The 17,732-nt window shown below is 42.6% G+C and carries 18 protein-coding genes; 8 read left to right on the plus strand and 10 right to left on the minus strand.

Going from position 1 to position 17,732, the window contains the following annotated elements:
• Position 1 precedes the first annotated feature (1 nt).
• From ACU6U9_RS16415 to ACU6U9_RS16440, 6 genes are all read right to left on the minus strand, one after another.
• Positions 2-982 (minus strand): ABC transporter ATP-binding protein, encoded by a 981-nt coding sequence (locus ACU6U9_RS16415; protein WP_446736091.1) that lies wholly within the window; start codon positions 980-982, stop codon positions 2-4.
• Positions 979-1,260 carry a hypothetical protein gene (locus tag ACU6U9_RS16420; RefSeq protein ID WP_446736092.1) on the minus strand — a complete coding sequence of 94 codons (282 nt, stop codon included), beginning with the start codon at positions 1,258-1,260 and terminating at the stop codon, positions 979-981. Before ACU6U9_RS16420 ends, ACU6U9_RS16415 begins: the two co-directional genes overlap by 4 nt.
• Before the next feature lie 4 nt (positions 1,261-1,264).
• Positions 1,265-2,785, minus strand: coding sequence for an extracellular solute-binding protein (locus ACU6U9_RS16425; RefSeq protein WP_446736093.1), 1,521 nt, complete (start codon positions 2,783-2,785; stop codon positions 1,265-1,267).
• A gap of 10 nt (positions 2,786-2,795) precedes the next feature.
• Positions 2,796-3,839: an ABC transporter permease gene (locus ACU6U9_RS16430; protein WP_446736094.1), complete on the minus strand. Its 1,044-nt coding sequence runs from the start codon at positions 3,837-3,839 to the stop codon at positions 2,796-2,798.
• Positions 3,839-4,867 (minus strand): ABC transporter permease subunit, encoded by a 1,029-nt coding sequence (locus ACU6U9_RS16435; RefSeq protein ID WP_446736095.1) that lies wholly within the window; start codon positions 4,865-4,867, stop codon positions 3,839-3,841. Before ACU6U9_RS16435 ends, ACU6U9_RS16430 begins: the two co-directional genes overlap by 1 nt.
• 67 nt (positions 4,868-4,934) lie before the next feature.
• A complete protein-coding gene (locus ACU6U9_RS16440) occupies positions 4,935-6,533 on the minus strand; it encodes a LysM peptidoglycan-binding domain-containing protein (RefSeq protein WP_446736096.1) in 1,599 nt (532 codons plus the stop codon).
• 103 nt (positions 6,534-6,636) lie between these two features.
• Here ACU6U9_RS16440 and ACU6U9_RS16445 point away from each other — a divergent pair, with 103 nt between their 5' ends.
• The 5 genes from ACU6U9_RS16445 to ACU6U9_RS16465 all read left to right on the plus strand — a co-directional run bounded on the left by ACU6U9_RS16445 (position 6,637) and on the right by ACU6U9_RS16465 (position 10,872).
• Positions 6,637-7,344 carry a class I SAM-dependent methyltransferase gene (locus tag ACU6U9_RS16445; protein WP_446736097.1) on the plus strand — a complete coding sequence of 236 codons (708 nt, stop codon included), beginning with the start codon at positions 6,637-6,639 and terminating at the stop codon, positions 7,342-7,344.
• Positions 7,328-7,786 (plus strand): ribonuclease HI, encoded by a 459-nt coding sequence (rnhA, locus tag ACU6U9_RS16450; protein ID WP_446736098.1) that lies wholly within the window; start codon positions 7,328-7,330, stop codon positions 7,784-7,786. The genes ACU6U9_RS16445 and rnhA overlap by 17 nt, the downstream gene beginning before the upstream one ends.
• Positions 7,774-8,481: a DNA polymerase III subunit epsilon gene (gene dnaQ / locus ACU6U9_RS16455; protein ID WP_446736099.1), complete on the plus strand. Its 708-nt coding sequence runs from the start codon at positions 7,774-7,776 to the stop codon at positions 8,479-8,481. The genes rnhA and dnaQ overlap by 13 nt, the downstream gene beginning before the upstream one ends.
• A gap of 109 nt (positions 8,482-8,590) precedes the next feature.
• Positions 8,591-10,234: a hypothetical protein gene (locus ACU6U9_RS16460; RefSeq protein WP_446736100.1), complete on the plus strand. Its 1,644-nt coding sequence runs from the start codon at positions 8,591-8,593 to the stop codon at positions 10,232-10,234.
• Positions 10,234-10,872 carry a hypothetical protein gene (locus tag ACU6U9_RS16465; RefSeq protein WP_446736101.1) on the plus strand — a complete coding sequence of 213 codons (639 nt, stop codon included), beginning with the start codon at positions 10,234-10,236 and terminating at the stop codon, positions 10,870-10,872. The genes ACU6U9_RS16460 and ACU6U9_RS16465 overlap by 1 nt, the downstream gene beginning before the upstream one ends.
• Positions 10,873-10,939: 67 nt before the next feature.
• Here the strand turns inward: ACU6U9_RS16465 and ACU6U9_RS16470 are convergent, their stop codons facing one another.
• Positions 10,940-11,254: an SCP2 sterol-binding domain-containing protein gene (locus ACU6U9_RS16470; RefSeq protein WP_446736102.1), complete on the minus strand. Its 315-nt coding sequence runs from the start codon at positions 11,252-11,254 to the stop codon at positions 10,940-10,942.
• A 233-nt stretch (positions 11,255-11,487) separates the two neighbouring features.
• On the opposite strand from ACU6U9_RS16470, the gene sohB reads away from it, so the two are divergent.
• Positions 11,488-12,498: a protease SohB gene (sohB, locus tag ACU6U9_RS16475; RefSeq protein ID WP_446736103.1), complete on the plus strand. Its 1,011-nt coding sequence runs from the start codon at positions 11,488-11,490 to the stop codon at positions 12,496-12,498.
• Between the two features lie 11 nt (positions 12,499-12,509).
• The gene (locus ACU6U9_RS16480; RefSeq protein ID WP_446736104.1) at positions 12,510-13,496 is read left to right on the plus strand and encodes a YhdH/YhfP family quinone oxidoreductase; all 987 of its coding nucleotides are present in this window, start codon (positions 12,510-12,512) and stop codon (positions 13,494-13,496) included.
• Positions 13,497-13,505: 9 nt separating this feature from the next.
• On the opposite strand, the gene ACU6U9_RS16485 is transcribed toward ACU6U9_RS16480, so the two are convergent.
• The 3 genes from ACU6U9_RS16485 to ACU6U9_RS16495 all read right to left on the minus strand — a co-directional run bounded on the left by ACU6U9_RS16485 (position 13,506) and on the right by ACU6U9_RS16495 (position 16,896).
• Positions 13,506-14,669, minus strand: coding sequence for a cation:proton antiporter (locus tag ACU6U9_RS16485; protein ID WP_446736105.1), 1,164 nt, complete (start codon positions 14,667-14,669; stop codon positions 13,506-13,508).
• A 99-nt stretch (positions 14,670-14,768) separates the two neighbouring features.
• Entirely contained in the window at positions 14,769-15,254 is a 486-nt protein-coding gene (locus ACU6U9_RS16490) for a DUF934 domain-containing protein (RefSeq protein ID WP_446736106.1), read from the minus strand.
• The gene (locus ACU6U9_RS16495) at positions 15,238-16,896 is read right to left on the minus strand and encodes a nitrite/sulfite reductase (RefSeq protein WP_446736107.1); all 1,659 of its coding nucleotides are present in this window, start codon (positions 16,894-16,896) and stop codon (positions 15,238-15,240) included. The genes ACU6U9_RS16490 and ACU6U9_RS16495 overlap by 17 nt, the downstream gene beginning before the upstream one ends.
• Positions 16,897-17,101: 205 nt before the next feature.
• On the opposite strand from ACU6U9_RS16495, the gene nfuA reads away from it, so the two are divergent.
• A complete protein-coding gene (gene nfuA / locus ACU6U9_RS16500) occupies positions 17,102-17,680 on the plus strand; it encodes a Fe-S biogenesis protein NfuA (RefSeq protein WP_446736108.1) in 579 nt (192 codons plus the stop codon).
• The last annotated feature ends 52 nt before the right edge of the window (positions 17,681-17,732 follow it).

A 17,732-nucleotide genomic window follows, 5' to 3' on the forward strand; every position in this document is an offset into this window, starting at 1 on the left:
ATTAAATCTCTTGCCAGTGAAGGCAGTTTACAAATGTGTCGCCTTGCTGATGAATAAATGAGTGGTCGAGTGTTTTGCAGTTATCTTGTTTATATTGGCATCGATTATAAAAGCGACAACCTTGTGGCATGTTTTGCAGAGTTGGTACTTGGCCTTCTATTGTGTTGAGTCGGCTTTTACTGGGTTGATCGAGTTTGGGAATCGAGTTCAAAAGTCCTTTTGTGTAAGGATGTTTAGGGTTTTTGAATAATTCTTTGACGCTGCATTTTTCTGCAACACGTCCAGCGTACATCACCACCACATCATCACAGAGTTCAGCAATCACTCCAAGATCATGGGTAATAAATAGAATGCCCATGCCATACTCTTGTTGCAGTGATTGCATTAAATCTAATATTTGCGCTTGAATGGTTACGTCTAAGGCTGTGGTAGGTTCGTCAGCAATTAATAAGTCAGGTTTGCAGGCAAGCGCCATTGCAATCATGACACGCTGACGCATACCCCCTGATAATTGGTGAGGGTATTCCGTGATGCGTTTGCTTGCGTCAGGAATGCCGACCTTATCAAGCACCTCAATCGTTTCTTGTAGCATTTGTTTTTTGCTTAAATCAGGCCGGTGTAGCTCAAATACTTCTAATATTTGCTTGCCAATGGCTTTAACAGGGTTGAGGGCTGTCATCGGTTCCTGAAAAATCATAGCAATCCGATTGCCACGAATTTTTTGTAATGCTTTAGGGGCTAAATCTGACAGTGATTGTTCTTTAAAAGAAATGTGCCCTGATCGAATGCGGCCTGCTGGCTGAGGCAGTAATTTCATAATAGCAAGTGATGTAACACTCTTGCCGCACCCGGACTCACCCACCAATCCCAATGTTTTACCTTGATGGACGTCAAAGCTCACATGATCCAATACATTGAGTGTACCTTGTTCCGTTTCAAACTCGACACAAAGATTATCAACACTTAATAATGGCTTGTTCATGGTGTGCTAGCTCGATATTGCTCGAACATTTTATTGACAACCGGGTATTGTGTTTTACTTTTACGGGCGGTTTTGGTTTCTATTTTAATTGCGCTATCAATCCAGAAAAGCCCGCCGTTTGAAAACGCAGAGTAGAGCGTGTCACTTGTTTTAGTGCCAGGAATTTTAGGGAATTTAATCCAGCGCCAGTGTGCGCCTCGTGTATAGGGTACTTTAAAGTCCGGGATAAATGCGGCTGAATCATGAATCATTTGCTGAATATTTTGAGCCAGTTTCATACGGCTATTTTTGTTTGTTTTCACTGCGGTATTGCATGATTTTTTCATCAAGCTCGGGTGAATCCATATTGGTGACGTTGTTTGTTTGTGGCTTGTGGGCGTTCTCGCTGTGAAAATGCTGCCAATATGCAGGGCGGAAACTTGTGCTCCAAGCTAAAGAGGTTATTTGATGTTGCTTTTGCATGATGGTCTTATAATGCGACGAGGAATCTTGCAGGACCAAATTTAATTCAATGCCCGCCTTAAGTGCGTCTTGTTTTAAAATCGACCAACGCTCACTGTGCTCTTTGCGCCCATAAGATAAATCAAGACTTAACCGCTGGCCGTTATTGATTCGGATGCCATCGCCACCGCGTGCTTGCCATTCACTGCTGTCCAAAAGCTCATTGGCTTTATCTAAGTTAAACTTACGCGCTTTGATTGTATTATTAGAATATTCACCGTAACCCGTATGAAATGCTTGTAAGCGTTCATAGTCACCGCGCAATACAGTGTTGATGACTTTGTCAAAATTAAGAGCGTAATTAAGGGCTAAACGAATGGTTTTATCTTTTAATATTGGGTGATCTTGATTTAGAAAAAAACCAGAGCTTGAGCGTGGGGCATCATTGAAGAAAAAATATTTTTCAAGAAACCCTTTGTCATACAGCATTCCTTTGGCCTTGTTGTGCCAAAATTCAGGTTGAATGAGTGCGAATGTATCTAAATTACCTTTTTCAAAGTGGCTATAAGCAATGTTTACATCGCGTATAACTTTTATTACAACTTTGTCGACATTGAAGCGGCCTAGATTAAATCGATAATCTTTTGCCCACCAGTTTTGCTTGCGAGTAAATTCGACTTCTTTGCCTTTTTTCATCTTGCTGATTTGATAGGGGCCAGTATTAGGTACGATTTTCCAATTATGATCTTTGACCCATGTTTCATTGATGGCTTTATAAAAATGCTTGGGTGTAGGGCCGATAGCGTAATAGTAGTGAAGATCTTCTTGAGGGTGTGCAACAGCGCCCGTGATGGATATGGTGTGATTGTCGTATTTTTTCACATCAATAATTTCTTTGGTGTAATAATTGTTATACCAAGGTGCGTTGATGTGAGGTGAGCGCATAAATTCTAATGTGAATAAAAAATCATCGGCCGTAACGGGTTGGCCGTCACTCCATTTTGCTGCAGGGTCTAGCTTGTAGAAAACCGTCTTACCATCGCTGCCATAGGCCCATGATTGAGCCAGTTGAGGAATGATTTCCTGCGTGTTTGGGTGCATCCCAACAAGCCCTAATTGGTTGGCGTTAATGTGGTTACGAAATCCGCTGTTTGAATCAGGCCCGACGGTTCTAAGTGTGGGGGGAAAGGAGAGCATAAATGTTGTAAATACACCGCCTTTTAATGCTTTAGGTTCAGCCCATGGCGCAGAAGTATCGTTTATGAGCCACTTTAAGTCAGTGGGCAGTGTGTTACTTTGTGCGAATAAATGATGGCTTGCCAGTAAGCAGCAAAGAATGAAAACGCTTTTTATTATTTTCATGATTTGTTTCTCAACTAAAGTAGGAATATTTTTTAGGATCAAAGGCTTCTCTAACGGCCTCACCAACAAATGTAACCAGTGTTAATACAATGGTAAGGGCAATGACTGCAGAAGCCGCAATCCATTGGTAATCTAAATTATTAGTGCCTTGTTGGAGTAATTCTCCCCAACTTGGAGTAGGTGCTGGCAAGCCAAAGCCAAGATAATCTAAGCTGGTAAGTGCCGTGATGCCACCAACAACTGAAAAAGGAAAAAACGTAATTAAAATTGAAACGGAATTAGGCAAAATGTGCTTAAACATGACGCGCCAGTTCGAAGCGCCAATTGATCGTGCAGCCAATACATATTCGCGTGTATTTTCTCGATAGGTTTCTGTGCGCATATACCAAGTCAAACCCATCCAGCTGAACGCGCCTAGCATAAGAGCAAGTGTCCAGAAACTGGGAGTAATAATCGACGCGACAATCATGATGATGTATAGAATAGGGACATTGGATAAAATTTCTATTACCCGCTGAAAAACAAGATCAAAGGCGCCGCCTAAAAATCCCATGAGCGCGCCGATAAAAATGCCAATTAAATAAGTAATAACCAGTAGAAACAGCGAAAATAAAATGGCAATTCTAAAGCCATAAACAATGCGCGATAAAATATCACGACCAGCCATGTCTGTGCCTAGGTAATGTTTGTGTTCAGCTGAGGGTGAATAAGGCGGGTACTCGCCTTCAATAAAATGATTCTCAAACGGATTGTACGGAACAAGGGCGTTTACCATCCAGTTTCCAGCGTCGGGGTTTTCGGTGAAATGCTGGTTAAGTTCTCGATAATTGGTTTCCCAACTGTAATCAAGGCCAAATGTGCTGCCTGGTAGTATGTCTCCATAGCTTGGAAAGTAGAGTGTGTCGTTGTAGTGAATAATGACAGGGCGATTATTAACCCAAATCTCAGCAAATAAACTGGCAACGATTAATATGCAAATCACTATAAAAGAGTAATAGCCGCGTTTTATGGATTTAAAGCGTTGCCATCTGCGTTTAGCTTGAGGAGAAAACATTATTTACTCTCCCCGAAACGAATTCTAGGGTCTGCCCATGCCACACATATATCACTGAGTATATTGCCAATTAAATACAGTACCGCTGATATGACCAGAATTCCCATTACCACAGGGTAATCTCTTTCGACTAATGCTTCATAGCCAAGCAGGCCAATGCCATCAATGTTAAATATTTTCTCAATTAAAAATGATCCGCCCAATATCACACCAATGTTTTGGCCAAAGTGTGTGGCCAAGGGAATCAAGCTGTTTCTTAATGCGTGGCGTTTCACTGCTTGTTTAAAGCTAAAGCCTTTTGCAGTGGCTGTGCGCACATAATCGGCGGCTAGGTTTTCCATTAATGCGTTTTTCATCATAAATGTCATGACAGCAAGTGATCCCATCATGTAGGCAACAAGCGGTAATGCGGCGTGATTGAAAACGTCTTTCATTTGTTCCCAGGTGGATAAATATTCAAATTCGTCGCTGACAAATCCACCCAGTGGAAACCATTCAAGATGAACCGCAAAATAAGCAATACACGCAATGCCAATCACATAACCGGGCACGGCATAACTGATAAATATAAATGCAGATGAAACATGGTCAAAGGGTGTGCCGTGTTTGATGGCTTTTAGAATACCTAAAGGAATGCATATCAAATAGGTGAGTATCATGGTGGTCACACCATAAAAAATCGAAATAGGCAGGCGATCTTTAATGCTATCCCAAACGGGTTCGCCGTATCGTGTGGACTCACCTAAATCAAGCGTAAGGATTTTCCAGAGCCAGTCAAAATAGCTCGTGATTATGGGTTTATCGAAACCATAATACGCTTTAAGTTGATCGAGTTGGTCTTCACTGAGGCTTTGGGAGCCGAAGCCATTCGCACTTGATGAAGTTGCAGAATTTGAAAATTGAGCTTCGGCAAGCATGCGCTCTATTGGCCCGCCTGGTACTAGGCGAGTTAACGTAAATACTAATAATGTAATCCCGATAAAGGTCGGAATAATTAGCAACAACCGCTGTAAAAAGTAGCTTTGCATGCTCGATTCTTATTGTTATGAGTAAGGATAAGTTAACAGATCCCTTGTACTAAGACAAAGACGCAAATTAGCCAGACTGTGTGACATCAACATATAAAATCAGTTCATCGCCCGGTTGCAGATATTTTCTGTTTTTAATCTGATTCCAGCGCTGTATGTCTTTTACATTTACATTAAATTTATTGGCAATCCTATGCAGGCTGTCACCATTGCGTACTCGATAGCGCACTTTACGAATGATTTCTCGGTTTTGCTTGCCCCAACCATTTTCTGTTTTAGACCAGATGATTAATTTCTGGCCAGGCATTAGCGGATCTTTAGGGGCCATGCCATTCCATTTTGCAATACTTCTCACTGGCACTTTGTGTTGCTTTGATAAGCTCCAAAAGCTATCGCCGTTTTGAACGCGATGGCTAATTTTAGATGTCCCTTTTGGGCCCCTCGCTTTATTCTGTTTTACATTTTTACGATTTTTAGCGCTATAAGTGTAGCTGGATAAATTATTAAAGGCTGTGGGTATGAGCAACATATCGCCAATATGCAGTAAGCTACCTTGAATTGGGTTTACTTGTTTTAGCGCATCAGGTGTTGTGTGGTATTTTTTTGCGATGGAAATTAAAGAATCACCACTGGCAACTTTATAGCGCTGCCACTTAATGCGTTGGTGAGGTTTTATTTCGGCTAATTGTTGTTCGATTTGTTCTTTATTTTCAACAGGAACGAGTATTTCATGGGGCCCATTTGGGCTGGTAGCCCATTGATTATATTGTGGATTTAATTTGTAAATCTCTTCAAGTTCGACGCCCGCCATAATCGCGGCTTGGCTTAAATCCATTTGGCTGCCCGTATTTACAACGGCGAAGTACGGTTTATTCTCGATAAAGGGCAGGGTGATTCCGTGTTTTTCAGGCTCGGCGATTAATTTTGCTAAAGCGATTAGCTTAGGAACGTAATCACGGGTTTCTTTTGGCAGTGAAAGCGACCAAAAGTCAGTAGGGAGGCCTTTGCGCTTGTTTTTACGTATGGCTTTTCTGACGGTACCGGCACCTGAGTTGTAGGCGGCTAATGCCAGCATCCAATCCCCTTTGAATTCACGAGACAGACCTTTTAAAAACGTAAGCGCGCCAATAGTTGATCGACGAATATCACGACGGCCATCGTACCACCAGCTTTGGTTTAAACCATATACATGGCCGGTACTGGGAATAAACTGCCAAACGCCCGCTGCGCGCCCATGGCTGTACGCAAATGGGTCAAATGCGCTTTCAACAACGGGTAAAAGGGCAATCTCACCAGGCATATCACGGACATCAATTTGCTCCATGATGAAGAAAAGATAGCGCTCGGCTCGTAGTGATATTCTGTTTATATAAGATTGATGCTTTTTGAACCAATTTAACTGCGCCGTAATGGGGGCGTTTTCAAGCTCGCTGTCTAATTGGTATTGGTTTCGTACCCTTTGCCATAAATCTAAGTTATCTTGTTCTGTAGCCACTTCTTCGGGCGCGTTATCAGCTGCATTGTCATTGTTTAGAATGTATTCAGATTGCTCAATTAATAAGCTAGGCGCTTGGTAATCTGAGGTTTCGCTGGAATTTGGCTTGATTAAATTACAGGCGCTTAGTATTAAAGAGCCGCCTAATATTAAAATGATACGTGAAAACAATTGGAAATACCGATATGAAAATGAGCGGGCAGTGTATGAATACCACGGTATTGGGTCAAGCTGGGTTTTGTTTAAATGGGTAAGCTGTCTCATGGATTTGAATATGGAAAGTGACTGGCAAGACACAAAAGTGGCCCAGAATCTTTGGGCATTAGAGGTTGAAGCAATCGAGCGAATGATGCCTGACTTGTACGGTCACTATTTATTGCAGCTTAGTGCGTTTAATCAATCCGTCGTGAAATCAACCTCGCTACGCCACCACTTTTTTGCGTCTCATCGTCAAAATAACCAGCTAGTGGTTGATTATGAGGCGCTCCCGTTTAGGGACAATAGCGTCGACTGCGTAGTGGCTCACCATATCTTTGACCGTGGAGCGGCTGCTCACCAGTGCCTGCGTGAAGCTTCGCGAATTGTTGTACCTAATGGCTATTTAGTTATTGTAGGGTTTAACCCATACAGTACTTGGGGGCTCAGTAGGCTTTTATCTCGTTATAGCTTGGCACCAAAAGGCAGTTACATTTCACAATCACGTCTCTTAGATTGGATGACATTACTCGGATTTAGAGTCGAGCAAGTATCTGAGCTTCAATACTTCCCGCCTGTGGTTTTGAGATATTTTCCGAAGGTATCTAAACAGATAGACCGTCTTTTACGCTACATTGGCCTACCAGGGGCTGGTGTGTATGTGCTGCTGGCACGTAAACTGGTTGCAGGAAGAACCCCAATTCGGCCACAATGGCGGGCTTTGGGCGGCCGGCGTATTCCGGTCGCAACCCCGAGTACAAGAGGTATAAGTGTCTCAAGTCGTTGAAATATACACAGATGGTGCCTGTAAAGGGAATCCTGGTCCTGGTGGTTGGGGTGCATGGCTGCGGTTTGGCAGCAAAGAGAAGGAGTTATTCGGTGGTGAATTTGATACCACGAATAACCGTATGGAGCTCATGGCGGCTATCGCGAGTCTAGAGCTTCTAACGCGCCCATGTCAGGTTGAGCTCACCACAGATAGTGAATACCTAAGAAAAGGCGTGCTCGAATGGATGACAAACTGGAAAAAAAGAGGCTGGAAGACGGCCGCTAAACAGCCAGTAAAAAACCAAGATTTATGGATGCGCTTAGATAAGGCCATCGCCACTCATACCATTAATTGGCATTGGGTTAAGGGGCATTCAGGGCATGAAGGAAATGAGCGAGCTGATCAATTAGCCAACAAAGGCGTTGAACAGTTACTAAAAGGTGCATCATGCGACAAATAGTTTTAGATACTGAAACGACGGGCATCGGCGAAGGCCATAAGATCATCGAAATTGGTTGCGTCGAGATAATCAATCGCAAATTCACGGGTAGACACTATCACCAGTATGTTAACCCCCAGCGCTTAGTTGACCCCGAGGCAATGGAAGTTCACGGTATTACCGATGAATTTTTAGTGGATAAGCCTCTTTTTTCAGAAATAGCGGACGATTTTATATCGTTCATTAAAGGTGCACAGCTTGTTATACATAATGCGCCATTTGACGTGGGGTTCATGGATCGTGAATTTGGAAATTTAAGCGGTTATCCAAAGACGATTGATATTTGCACGGTTTTGGATACGCTAAAGCTTGCAAGGCAGATGCACCCTGGTCAACGTAATAGCTTAGATGCACTATGTCGTCGTTACGGAATTGATAATAGCCATCGTGAATTACACGGCGCATTACTCGATTCTGAAATCCTAGCGGACGTCTATTTGTTAATGACCGGTGGTCAAACCGCTTTGACATTAGACAGCCAGGAGGATAAAAATGATCAGCCTTCAGAACAAGAAATTCTGAAGAGCTTGGTGGTCGATCCTTCAATTGCAGCTAATTTGCCAATTTATGGCACAAGCGCTGATGAACTGGAAAGCCACAAGGCATTTTTAGAGATGCTGTCTGGGAAGTGTGAGAAGGTTCAGTGGGATAAGTAGCTTTGGTTCGTGAATTGAATCAATGATTTGCCTCTCATTTAAGGATAAAATCACGCAAATGATAACTATTATAAAAAAGCACTTACGTGCCATGAGTAATTAGGCTCAGATGAATCAAGTTTCTAATATTAGTGTTTCAATTGGTCTTGTTCGAAAAGAACTGGAAACGACCCTACAAAAAGCGGATAACTATCTCTCACGATATAGTGAAAGCTTAGATGCCGCTCATCTTAAATTATTTGCCGACGAGGTTAATCTTGCTCGGGGGACATTTAAGTTACTCGAGCTTTCTGGTGCTGATGCGTTAGCCACAGAGATGTTGTCGCTTATTGGTGATGGCGCCGTCAAACAAACGATTAAATTTGACGCTTTAGGTCAATCGTTAGTCAGTCTTACCCAATATATTAATGTTTTGCTAGAGCAAGAGGTGGATCACCCAATTTTGCTTGTGCCGACCATAAACCAAGTTCGTAAGGTTGGGGGCCATCGCCCGATTACGGAATCACACTTTTTTAATGTTAACCTGCGCCCTAAATTACCCGCCGTTGATAAACTTAACTTCAATGTAAAACCGCATTTACCCCGTATACGCTTGATGTTTCAGGCAGGCTTGTTACGAGTATTGAAAGATCAAAACCCTATTGTTGGTTTCAAGCTTATTCAGCGCTCTTTGGTGTTACTTGAGCGCGGTTTGAGAGGGACAATGGCGTGGCCATTTTGGTGGTCGTCTTTAGCTGCGTTAAATGCGATGGCTGGCGACAAATACGACTTAACGCTAGCAAGACGTATGTTGTTTGCCAGAGTTGATATTTTAATGCGCACCATGATTAAAAGTGGTGTAAAGGTATTTACCAGTCAAACGGCAAATGAACTGCATAAAGACTTATTGCATATCGTCAGTTTGTCCACTCAAAAAAGCGGTTTAGTTGCCGATGTTAAGCGCGCTTATGCGATTCGGTCGCATGTAACTGAAGAGCAGCTTAAAGTTGAGCGCAAGTTGTTGTCAGGTCCTGATATTGGATCTTTTGATACCTTGGCTAAGGCCTTTAAAGAAGAAATTAATAGTGTAAAAGAAGCCCTTGATTTAGCTGAACGCGATGCACTGACCGATATTGATTTTGAAGAATTAACGGTCAGACTTCAGCGTATGTCTAATGTTCTGAAGGTGATAAACCAAGATTCTTTAGGCCAGCGAATTGAAGGGCAGCTACAGAATGTGATAGCGCTTGAAAAACTATCCAAAGAAGAAAAAGTCATTGCTCTAGCTGGCATTGCGGATGCCTTGTTAGAAGTTGAGCTTGCCAGTAGTAAATTTGGTCGCCAACCATTAGACGCAAAAGAACAACAAGAAATAATCGGAGCTGGTCACTACTTTGAGGCCCGTATTGTTTTATTTGATGAAATTCATTCTGGGTTAGCCATATCCAAAAGAGCGGTAGCGGCTTTTGTTGAAAGTAACGATAAGTTGCACCTGGCAAATATTGGACAGGCTTTGACAGGCGTTAAGGGTGCGCTGATCTTTCTTAACGAAACACAGTGCGCCGAAATCATTAGCATGTCGATGCGCTACTTAAATGAGCGTGTGCTCAACACAGATGCCGCTGCGGATGAAGCACGCCTAGAAGTGCTTGCCGATGTTTTAACCAGTATCGAGTATTATATCGAAACAGTGTCCCAGTCAGATGTGTCAGCAAAAGATATTCTGTCTTTGGCAATTAAGAGTATTGCACAGCTTGGCTATAAGGTTGCTTGATGGGCGTTTATATTTTAATCGCAGGACTCGTTGTTATCGCTCTAATACTGCTTTATGTGGCAGGTAAGACGTTAATTTCACGAAATTGGTTTATGAAGTGGTTGCGCGGCAGTATGGGTTTTGTAGCCGTATTCGGCACCGCCATGAGCGCAATAGTCGCGTTTAATTTATTGCACTATTCGACCGTAGAAGAGGGGCAGGTGATTGCCACTTTGCGTTTTGTTGAGGTTGGTCCGCAAGAGTTTGATGTTGAATTAGTTGGTCGCCACAAGAATATTCAATTTTATAAGCTTGAGGGTGATCAATGGCAATTAGATGTGCGCTTAATTAAGGTCGCCTCTTGGTTCGATGGTGACTTGCCGTCTTATAAGCTTGATCGTTTATCTGGGCGTTTTTTGTCATTAGAGCAGGAAAACCAATCAACGGATAATGCCTACGACCTGTTAGGGTCACAATTTGTCGATACATGGCCTTGGATTGCGAATAAAAAGTGGCTGAGTTTTGTACAGGCAAAGTATGGTTCTGCCACGTACATGCCAATGGCAAATGGTGCAATCTATCAAGTCAGACTGTTTCATGATGGGCTAGATGCTCAAGCGGTTAACGAGCAAGCAAAGCAGGCGCTCAATAAGTGGTAGTCGTGATTTTCTTCACGCATTAAAAAAGGGGCCTAAGCCCCTTTTTTAATGCGTGTACTAAATTGGATTATTGTGGGAACAATTCACCAAGTTTAGTTGCTAGCATCATGTCGCCTTCAGCACGTAGCTGACCAGCCATGAACGCTTGCATACCGTCAGTTTCGCCAGTCATGATACCAACTAGAGTCTCAGTAGTCATGATTAGAGTGACAGATGGGTCGTCGTGCGTACCGTTACCGATTTCGAAGTTGCCGTCATTAACAGCAACGAAAAAATCATCACCATCTTCGATGCTGAATTGGAATACGTTTTCCATGCCAGCAGCAGCATCAGCATTAAATTTCGCTTTCATTTGTTCAATGATGTCAGCAACTGAAGTCATATCGTTATCCTTTGTAAAATGTAAGAAAGAAGCTTGCTCGAATTTAACTGGCAAGCGCATCTGAGTGTTTACAGACATTGTCAGACTAAGCAAGGTGGTTGTAGGTGTCAATAGTTAATCATACGATTGTTTGAATTTCTCGGAATAACGCTGATATGTTTTATACGGCAAAGCTAGTCTCATAGATTTAGAGTCGTTACACTTAGCAAAACCCCAATAGTTAAGGAAGTAGTGTGGAATTTTTATCTGATTATGGCTTATTTTTAGCCAAAGCGATCACATTTGTAATAGTTGTTGCAATGATTATCGGCTTGATCGCAAGTGCAGGCCAAAAATCAAAGCCTGAGAAAATACGTGTACAATTTTTAAACGATAAACTTGAAAAGTTAAAAGCGAGACTTCAAGAAAAAGTACTTGATAAAAAGCAGCTTAAAGCCCTTAAAAAAGAGCAGAAAAAACAAGACAAGAGCGACGATGAGACCACTCGTCAAAAAGTCTATGTGCTTAATTTTAATGGCGATATTAAAGCAAGCCAAAGTGAGCAGCTAAAAGAAGAGATCACGGCACTATTAAGTTTAGGAGATCACGTTGATGAGGTTGTTGTAAATGTTGAAAGCGGTGGCGGCATGGTTCACCAATATGGTTATGCGGCTTCACAATTAGATCGAATCAAGTCTCAAGGCATCCCACTGACTATTTGTGTCGATAAAGTCGCTGCCAGTGGTGGTTACATGATGGCGGTTGTGGCAGATAAAATTATCGCGGCGCCTTTCGCGGTTATTGGTTCAATCGGTGTTATTGCACAGCTGCCTAATTTCAATAAGTTACTTAAAAAGAACGATATTGATTTTGAAGTGCACACAGCCGGTGAATATAAACGCACATTAACGGTATTTGGTGAAAATACGGATAAAGCCCGTGAAAAATTCAGAGAAGATCTCGCTGACGTACACGTTTTGTTTAAAAACTTTATTCATCAGCACCGCCCAGCCGTCGATCTCGAGCATGTTGCCAATGGCGATGTTTGGTATGGCCAAGATGCGCTTAAGCAAAACTTAGTTGATGTAGTATCAACCAGTGATGATTACTTATTATCGCGCTGCAAAGAAGCAGATGTGTATGTGCTTTCAAGTGAACAGAAAAAACCGTTACTGAAGCGTTTAGGAGCGGGTGCTCAAAGCGCACTTAATCAATCAATTGAAACGGCTCTTAATAAGATAGCGTTTCATAAGTGGTACATGTAAGGGAGAAGCGGATGGATTATAAAGCGTTAGTTGTTTCAGAAAATTCTGAGGGTGTGTTTGGTGGTGAAATTTGCACACTTAACACCGCGGATTTGCCAGAAGGTGATCTTCTAATAAAAGTGAATTATTCATCCGTAAACTACAAAGACGCATTATCTTTTTCCGGCAATAAAGGTGTGACACAGGCATTCCCGCACACCCCAGGTATTGACGCCACTGGCGAAGTTGTTGAATCACATAATGCTGAATTGCCAGCTGGCACCAAAGTTATCGTTACTGGTTATGACTTAGGTATGAACACCAAAGGTGGATTTGGTGAATATATTCGGGTGTCGAGCGCTTGGGTGATCAAACTGCCACTATCACTGCCTGAGAAAGAAGCGATGGCCTGGGGGACAGCCGGATTAACAGCGGCGTTGTGCGTTGATAAATTAATCTCTAATCATTTGCCTAAAACAAAACCTGTTTTGGTTTCTGGTGCAACGGGTGGTGTTGGGAGCATTGCTGTCATGCTTTTGGCTAAGCTTGGTTATCAGGTTCATGCTCTCACTTCCAAGATGGAGCAGGCCGATTATTTAAAATCAATCGGCGCTCAAGAGGTGATATTAAGAGATGCGTTTATTGACGAATCTAAGCGGCCACTATTAAAACCGTCGTACTCAGGTGCGGTGGATGTGGCGGGTGGTAATGTGCTTGCCAGTATTCTGAAAACAATTGATTACCAAGGCTCGGTTGCATGTTGTGGATTGGTGGCGTCACCGGCTTTAAATACGACGGTTTTGCCGTTTATTTTAAGGGATGTTAGCTTACTTGGTGTGGATTCAGTGATGTTGCCCTTAGCGCGCAAACAAGATATTTGGAATAAAATTGCAGGAGAATGGCGTCTACCTGAGCTAGTCGGCTCATGTAAAGAGATAACAAAGGCCGATTTAGCTGAAACCATGTCGGCTATGTTGAAAGGTGTAATTACTGGCCGATTTATTCTTGCGCATTCGTAATTAGAAAGCCTAATCTCGTCGTAGCTTACCAGAAGGTGCGATGGGGTTAGGATAGTTAAATATAACGATGTAAGTTGAAACAATAAAGGTAATGACCGCTGTTGCCTGTATGGTATGGGCTGCATTTTCACCAATCAAATTAGAAGCAATAGCAAGATACGCAATGAGTAATGAAAACTCACTGATTTGCCCTAAGCGAAAGCCAATGTCCCAAGAAAGATTATTATTTTCAGATTGATGGCTTAGTAAAAATTTAAACGTAATAGGCTTAATAGCCAATACCAGCGCACTTAAAATTAATGCGTAAAGCCAAATATCCGCTAATACATGCAGTTTAAATCCCGCCCCTAATGTGAAGAAAAATAACACCAAGAAAAAGTCGCGAATGGGTTTTAATTTCTCGGTCATAAATTGGGCTACAGGGTGTGTTGCTAAGGTAATACCCGCTACAAAAGCGCCCATCTCTTTTGAAAGCCCTAAGTAAGCACCTAATTCAGCCAAGCCTAGGCACCAGCCAATGGCCATTAAAAATAGATATTCGTGGAATAAATCAAATTTGACCAATAAAGGGAGGATAATAAATTTCACGCAAACATAAGAAAAAATAATAAGAAAAGGCAAGGCAAGTGCAGTAAGAGCAAAGTCTTGAATGCCGCCACCTGATGAGGCGCTTCCTAGTACAAGTAATACAACAATCGCAATCATATCCTGCAATAAAAGCAGGCCAACCATGAGTTCGCCCATGTGTTTGTGATGTAAAACGGTTGTCGGCAATAATTTTATCCCAATGATGGTGCTTGAGAACATTAGTGCTGCACCGGTAACCAGAGATTCGGTTTGATTAAACCCGAACGTCAATGCGGCGCCATAACCTGTCGCAAAAAAGACAAGAGAGCTGATGATTGCAACTAGGCTGGCTTTTTTAAGCACATGCACCAAGCTTTTAGGCTGCATGTCTAAGCCGAGTAAAAAGAGTAGAAACACAATGCCAATGTGGGCAATTTCACTAAGTTGCTGTGCGTCACTTACCCACCCCATAACAGAGGGGCCCGCTAGAATGCCGAGTGCCACATAAGCGATGATAATGGGTTGATGAGTGTAGAGTGAAATCGTGGCGAGAATGGCGGCGCCAGTGAAGATGATGAAAAACGAAAAGAAAAGGCTGTGTTCCATGACTTAACCCAAAAGTAAGTCATTTAAGATTGGTATAAAAAACAAGCGGAGTAAAGGGTTAAAATGAAAACAGCCTCAAAGAGGCTGTTTTGTGTATAGCTAGGCTTTACGACGAAACAATGGTGTTTTTACATCATAAGCAAGCTGGTAGGGGTCACTAAAGGTTGCAAAGAATTGCAGTGCCTTTTCAGCCTCTAGGCCGTCTTTAAGCAGATATGTGTCAATACCACAGCGTTTCATGAAATAAAGCTGATCTAATAGCACATCGCCAATGGCGCGAATCTCGCCTTGGTAGTCATAACGCTCTTTAAGTAAGCGAGCCAAGCTGTAGCCGCGACCATCAGCAAAAGCGGGGAAGTTAACGGCAACAACGTCAAAACGAGCTAGGTCGTCTTTTAGCGACTCTAAGTCGGCATCCCCGTTCAAGTAGATAGCAATGTCAGTATGAGCCGAGAGAGCATCTTTGTTCGCTAGCCAGTAGCTTGAGTCAACAATGATATGGCCTTGTGGTAGGGCAGCGTCATAGTCCGTCACAACGACCCATTTGTTTTCAAGAGTCGATTGTTGATTAATTAGATTTGGCATATACGCGCTCCTTGAAAACAGCATGACCAGCACGACGATAAGTATCGATGAAACGTTCGCCTTCGATGCGTTGATCGACATAAATATCTAAGATTTTTCCGATAATCTCAGGCATTTGCTCTCGCGCAAACGAGGGCCCTAAAATTTTACCAATTGTGGCATCAGGTCCAGCATCGCCACCTAAAGATACTTGGTAAAACTCTTCGCCTTTTTTATCAACACCAAGAATGCCAATATGACCGATGTGGTGGTGACCACAAGCATTCATGCAGCCAGAAATGTTTAAGTCAATTTCGCCCAAGTCATGTAAGTAATCCAAGTCATCAAACTTTGCTTGAAGTGCTTCAGCAACTGGGATTGATTTCGCATTGGCGAGTGCACAAAAGTCACCGCCTGGGCAGCAAATCATGTCGGTTAACAGACCAAGGTTAGGTGTCGCAAAACCAGCCGTTTTTGCTTCTTGCCATAATGCGAATAGGGCATCTTGTTTAACGTCAGCAAGTACAATGTTTTGCTCGTGAGTATTGCGCACTTCACCAAAGCTATAGCGATCAGCCAAGTCAGCAACCACATCTAATTGATTGTCCGTGATATCACCAGGCGGCGTTCCTAGTTTCTTAAGTGTTAGGGTAACAATGGCATAGCCATTTACCTTGTGCTCACTTACGTTGCGCTTATACCAATTAGAGAACGCTTTGTGTTCTGTTAATTGTTTTTCAAGCTCAGTACTTGCTTCAAGGGTTTCATAATCAGGAGCAGTGAAGTGCCCTTTAATACGATCAATTTCTGCTTCAGTCAGTGTGCCCGGACCATCTTTCAGGTGCTGCCACTCGGCATCTACTTTTTCAGCAAATGCTTCAACACCAAGGGCTTTAACTAAAATTTTGATACGTGCTTTATACTTGTTATCGCGACGACCATTTAGGTTGTAAACACGCAGTACGGCATCAAGATACGTCAGCAAGTCTTTTTCAGGTAGAAACTCTTTCACAAGCGAGGCAACAATAGGCGTACGACCTAAACCACCACCTACATACACGGCAAAACCAAGTTCATTCGATGCATTTTTGACAATCTTAATGCCAATATCATGCAACATGGTGGCTGCACGGTCATCGGTCAGGTGGCTGTTGACTGCAATTTTGAATTTACGCGGCAGAAATGCAAACTCAGGGTGGAAAGTTGACCACTGACGAATAATTTCACAATAAGGGCGTGGATCCACTAATTCGTTGGGGGTGACACCTGCAAATTGATCGGTTGTGGTGTTACGAATACAGTTGCCGCTGGTTTGAATGGCGTGCATTTGCACACTGGCTAGTTCGGCTAATATTTCCGGAACATCTTTTAATTCAGGCCAGTTGTACTGAACATTGGTACGCGTACTGATGTGCGCGTAGCCTTTATCGTAGGTGCGCGCGATGTGCGCTAATTTGCGAACTTGATTGCTTGATAACAAGCCGTAAGGCACAGCAACACGTAGCATAGGGGCGTAACGCTGAACATAAAGTCCATTCTGTAGGCGCAATGGCAAAAACTGCTCTTCAGTTAGCTCACCAGCCAAGTAGCGGTCGGTTTGTTCTCTAAACTGAGCTACTCGCTCATCTACGATACGCTGATCGTAGTTGTCATATGTATACATAGCGCTCTCATCACCGCCATTTTGATGGCTGTATTATTAAATTTGGGCGGACAATAGCAAAAGATCCATATCGAGAAAATGGTTTATTTCTTATAACGCTTATTCGAAATGCAAATATAGAGCTCATAATACCTGAGTAAATAACTAGGGATTGGTTTTATGGTGAAAACTCAGTAAAATTGAATAAAATCTATCGGAGAGCGAAATGCTTAATATTACTGACGCCGCCGCACAATATTTATCTGAATTATTAGCCAAGCAAAATGTGCCGGGAATGTCTGTACGTGTTTTTATCACTCAGCCAGGCACGCCTTATGCTGAAACCTGTCTTGCTTATTGCCGCCCTGAAGAGGTCAATACAAACGATGAGATCATGGATGTTAATGATCTGCGCGTTTACCTTGATAAGCAAAGCATTCTTTACATGGAAGACGCAAAGATTGACTTTGCCAAAGACAAAATGGGTGGCCAATTAACGATTAAAGCCCCTAACGCAAAAATGCCTAAAGTGACAGGTGATAGCCCGATCGAAGAGCAAATCACTTACATTTTATATAATGAGGTAAACCCAGGCTTAGCCTCCCACGGTGGTGAAGTTAAATTGGTTGAGGTTACCGAAGAGGGTTTGGCTATTTTGGAGTTCGGAGGTGGTTGCCAAGGTTGTAGCGCAGTGGATGTTACCCTTAAAGAGGGAATTGAAAAAACATTACTAGAAAAACTGCCACAACTTAGCGGTGTAAGAGACGTAACGGACCATACAAAAGCTGATAATGCTTATATGTAGCCGCTGCTAAAACAAAAAAAGCCCCATAGGGGCTTTTTTTATGCGTAATTGT

This window comes from Pseudomonas sp. HK3, from assembly GCF_052920985.1.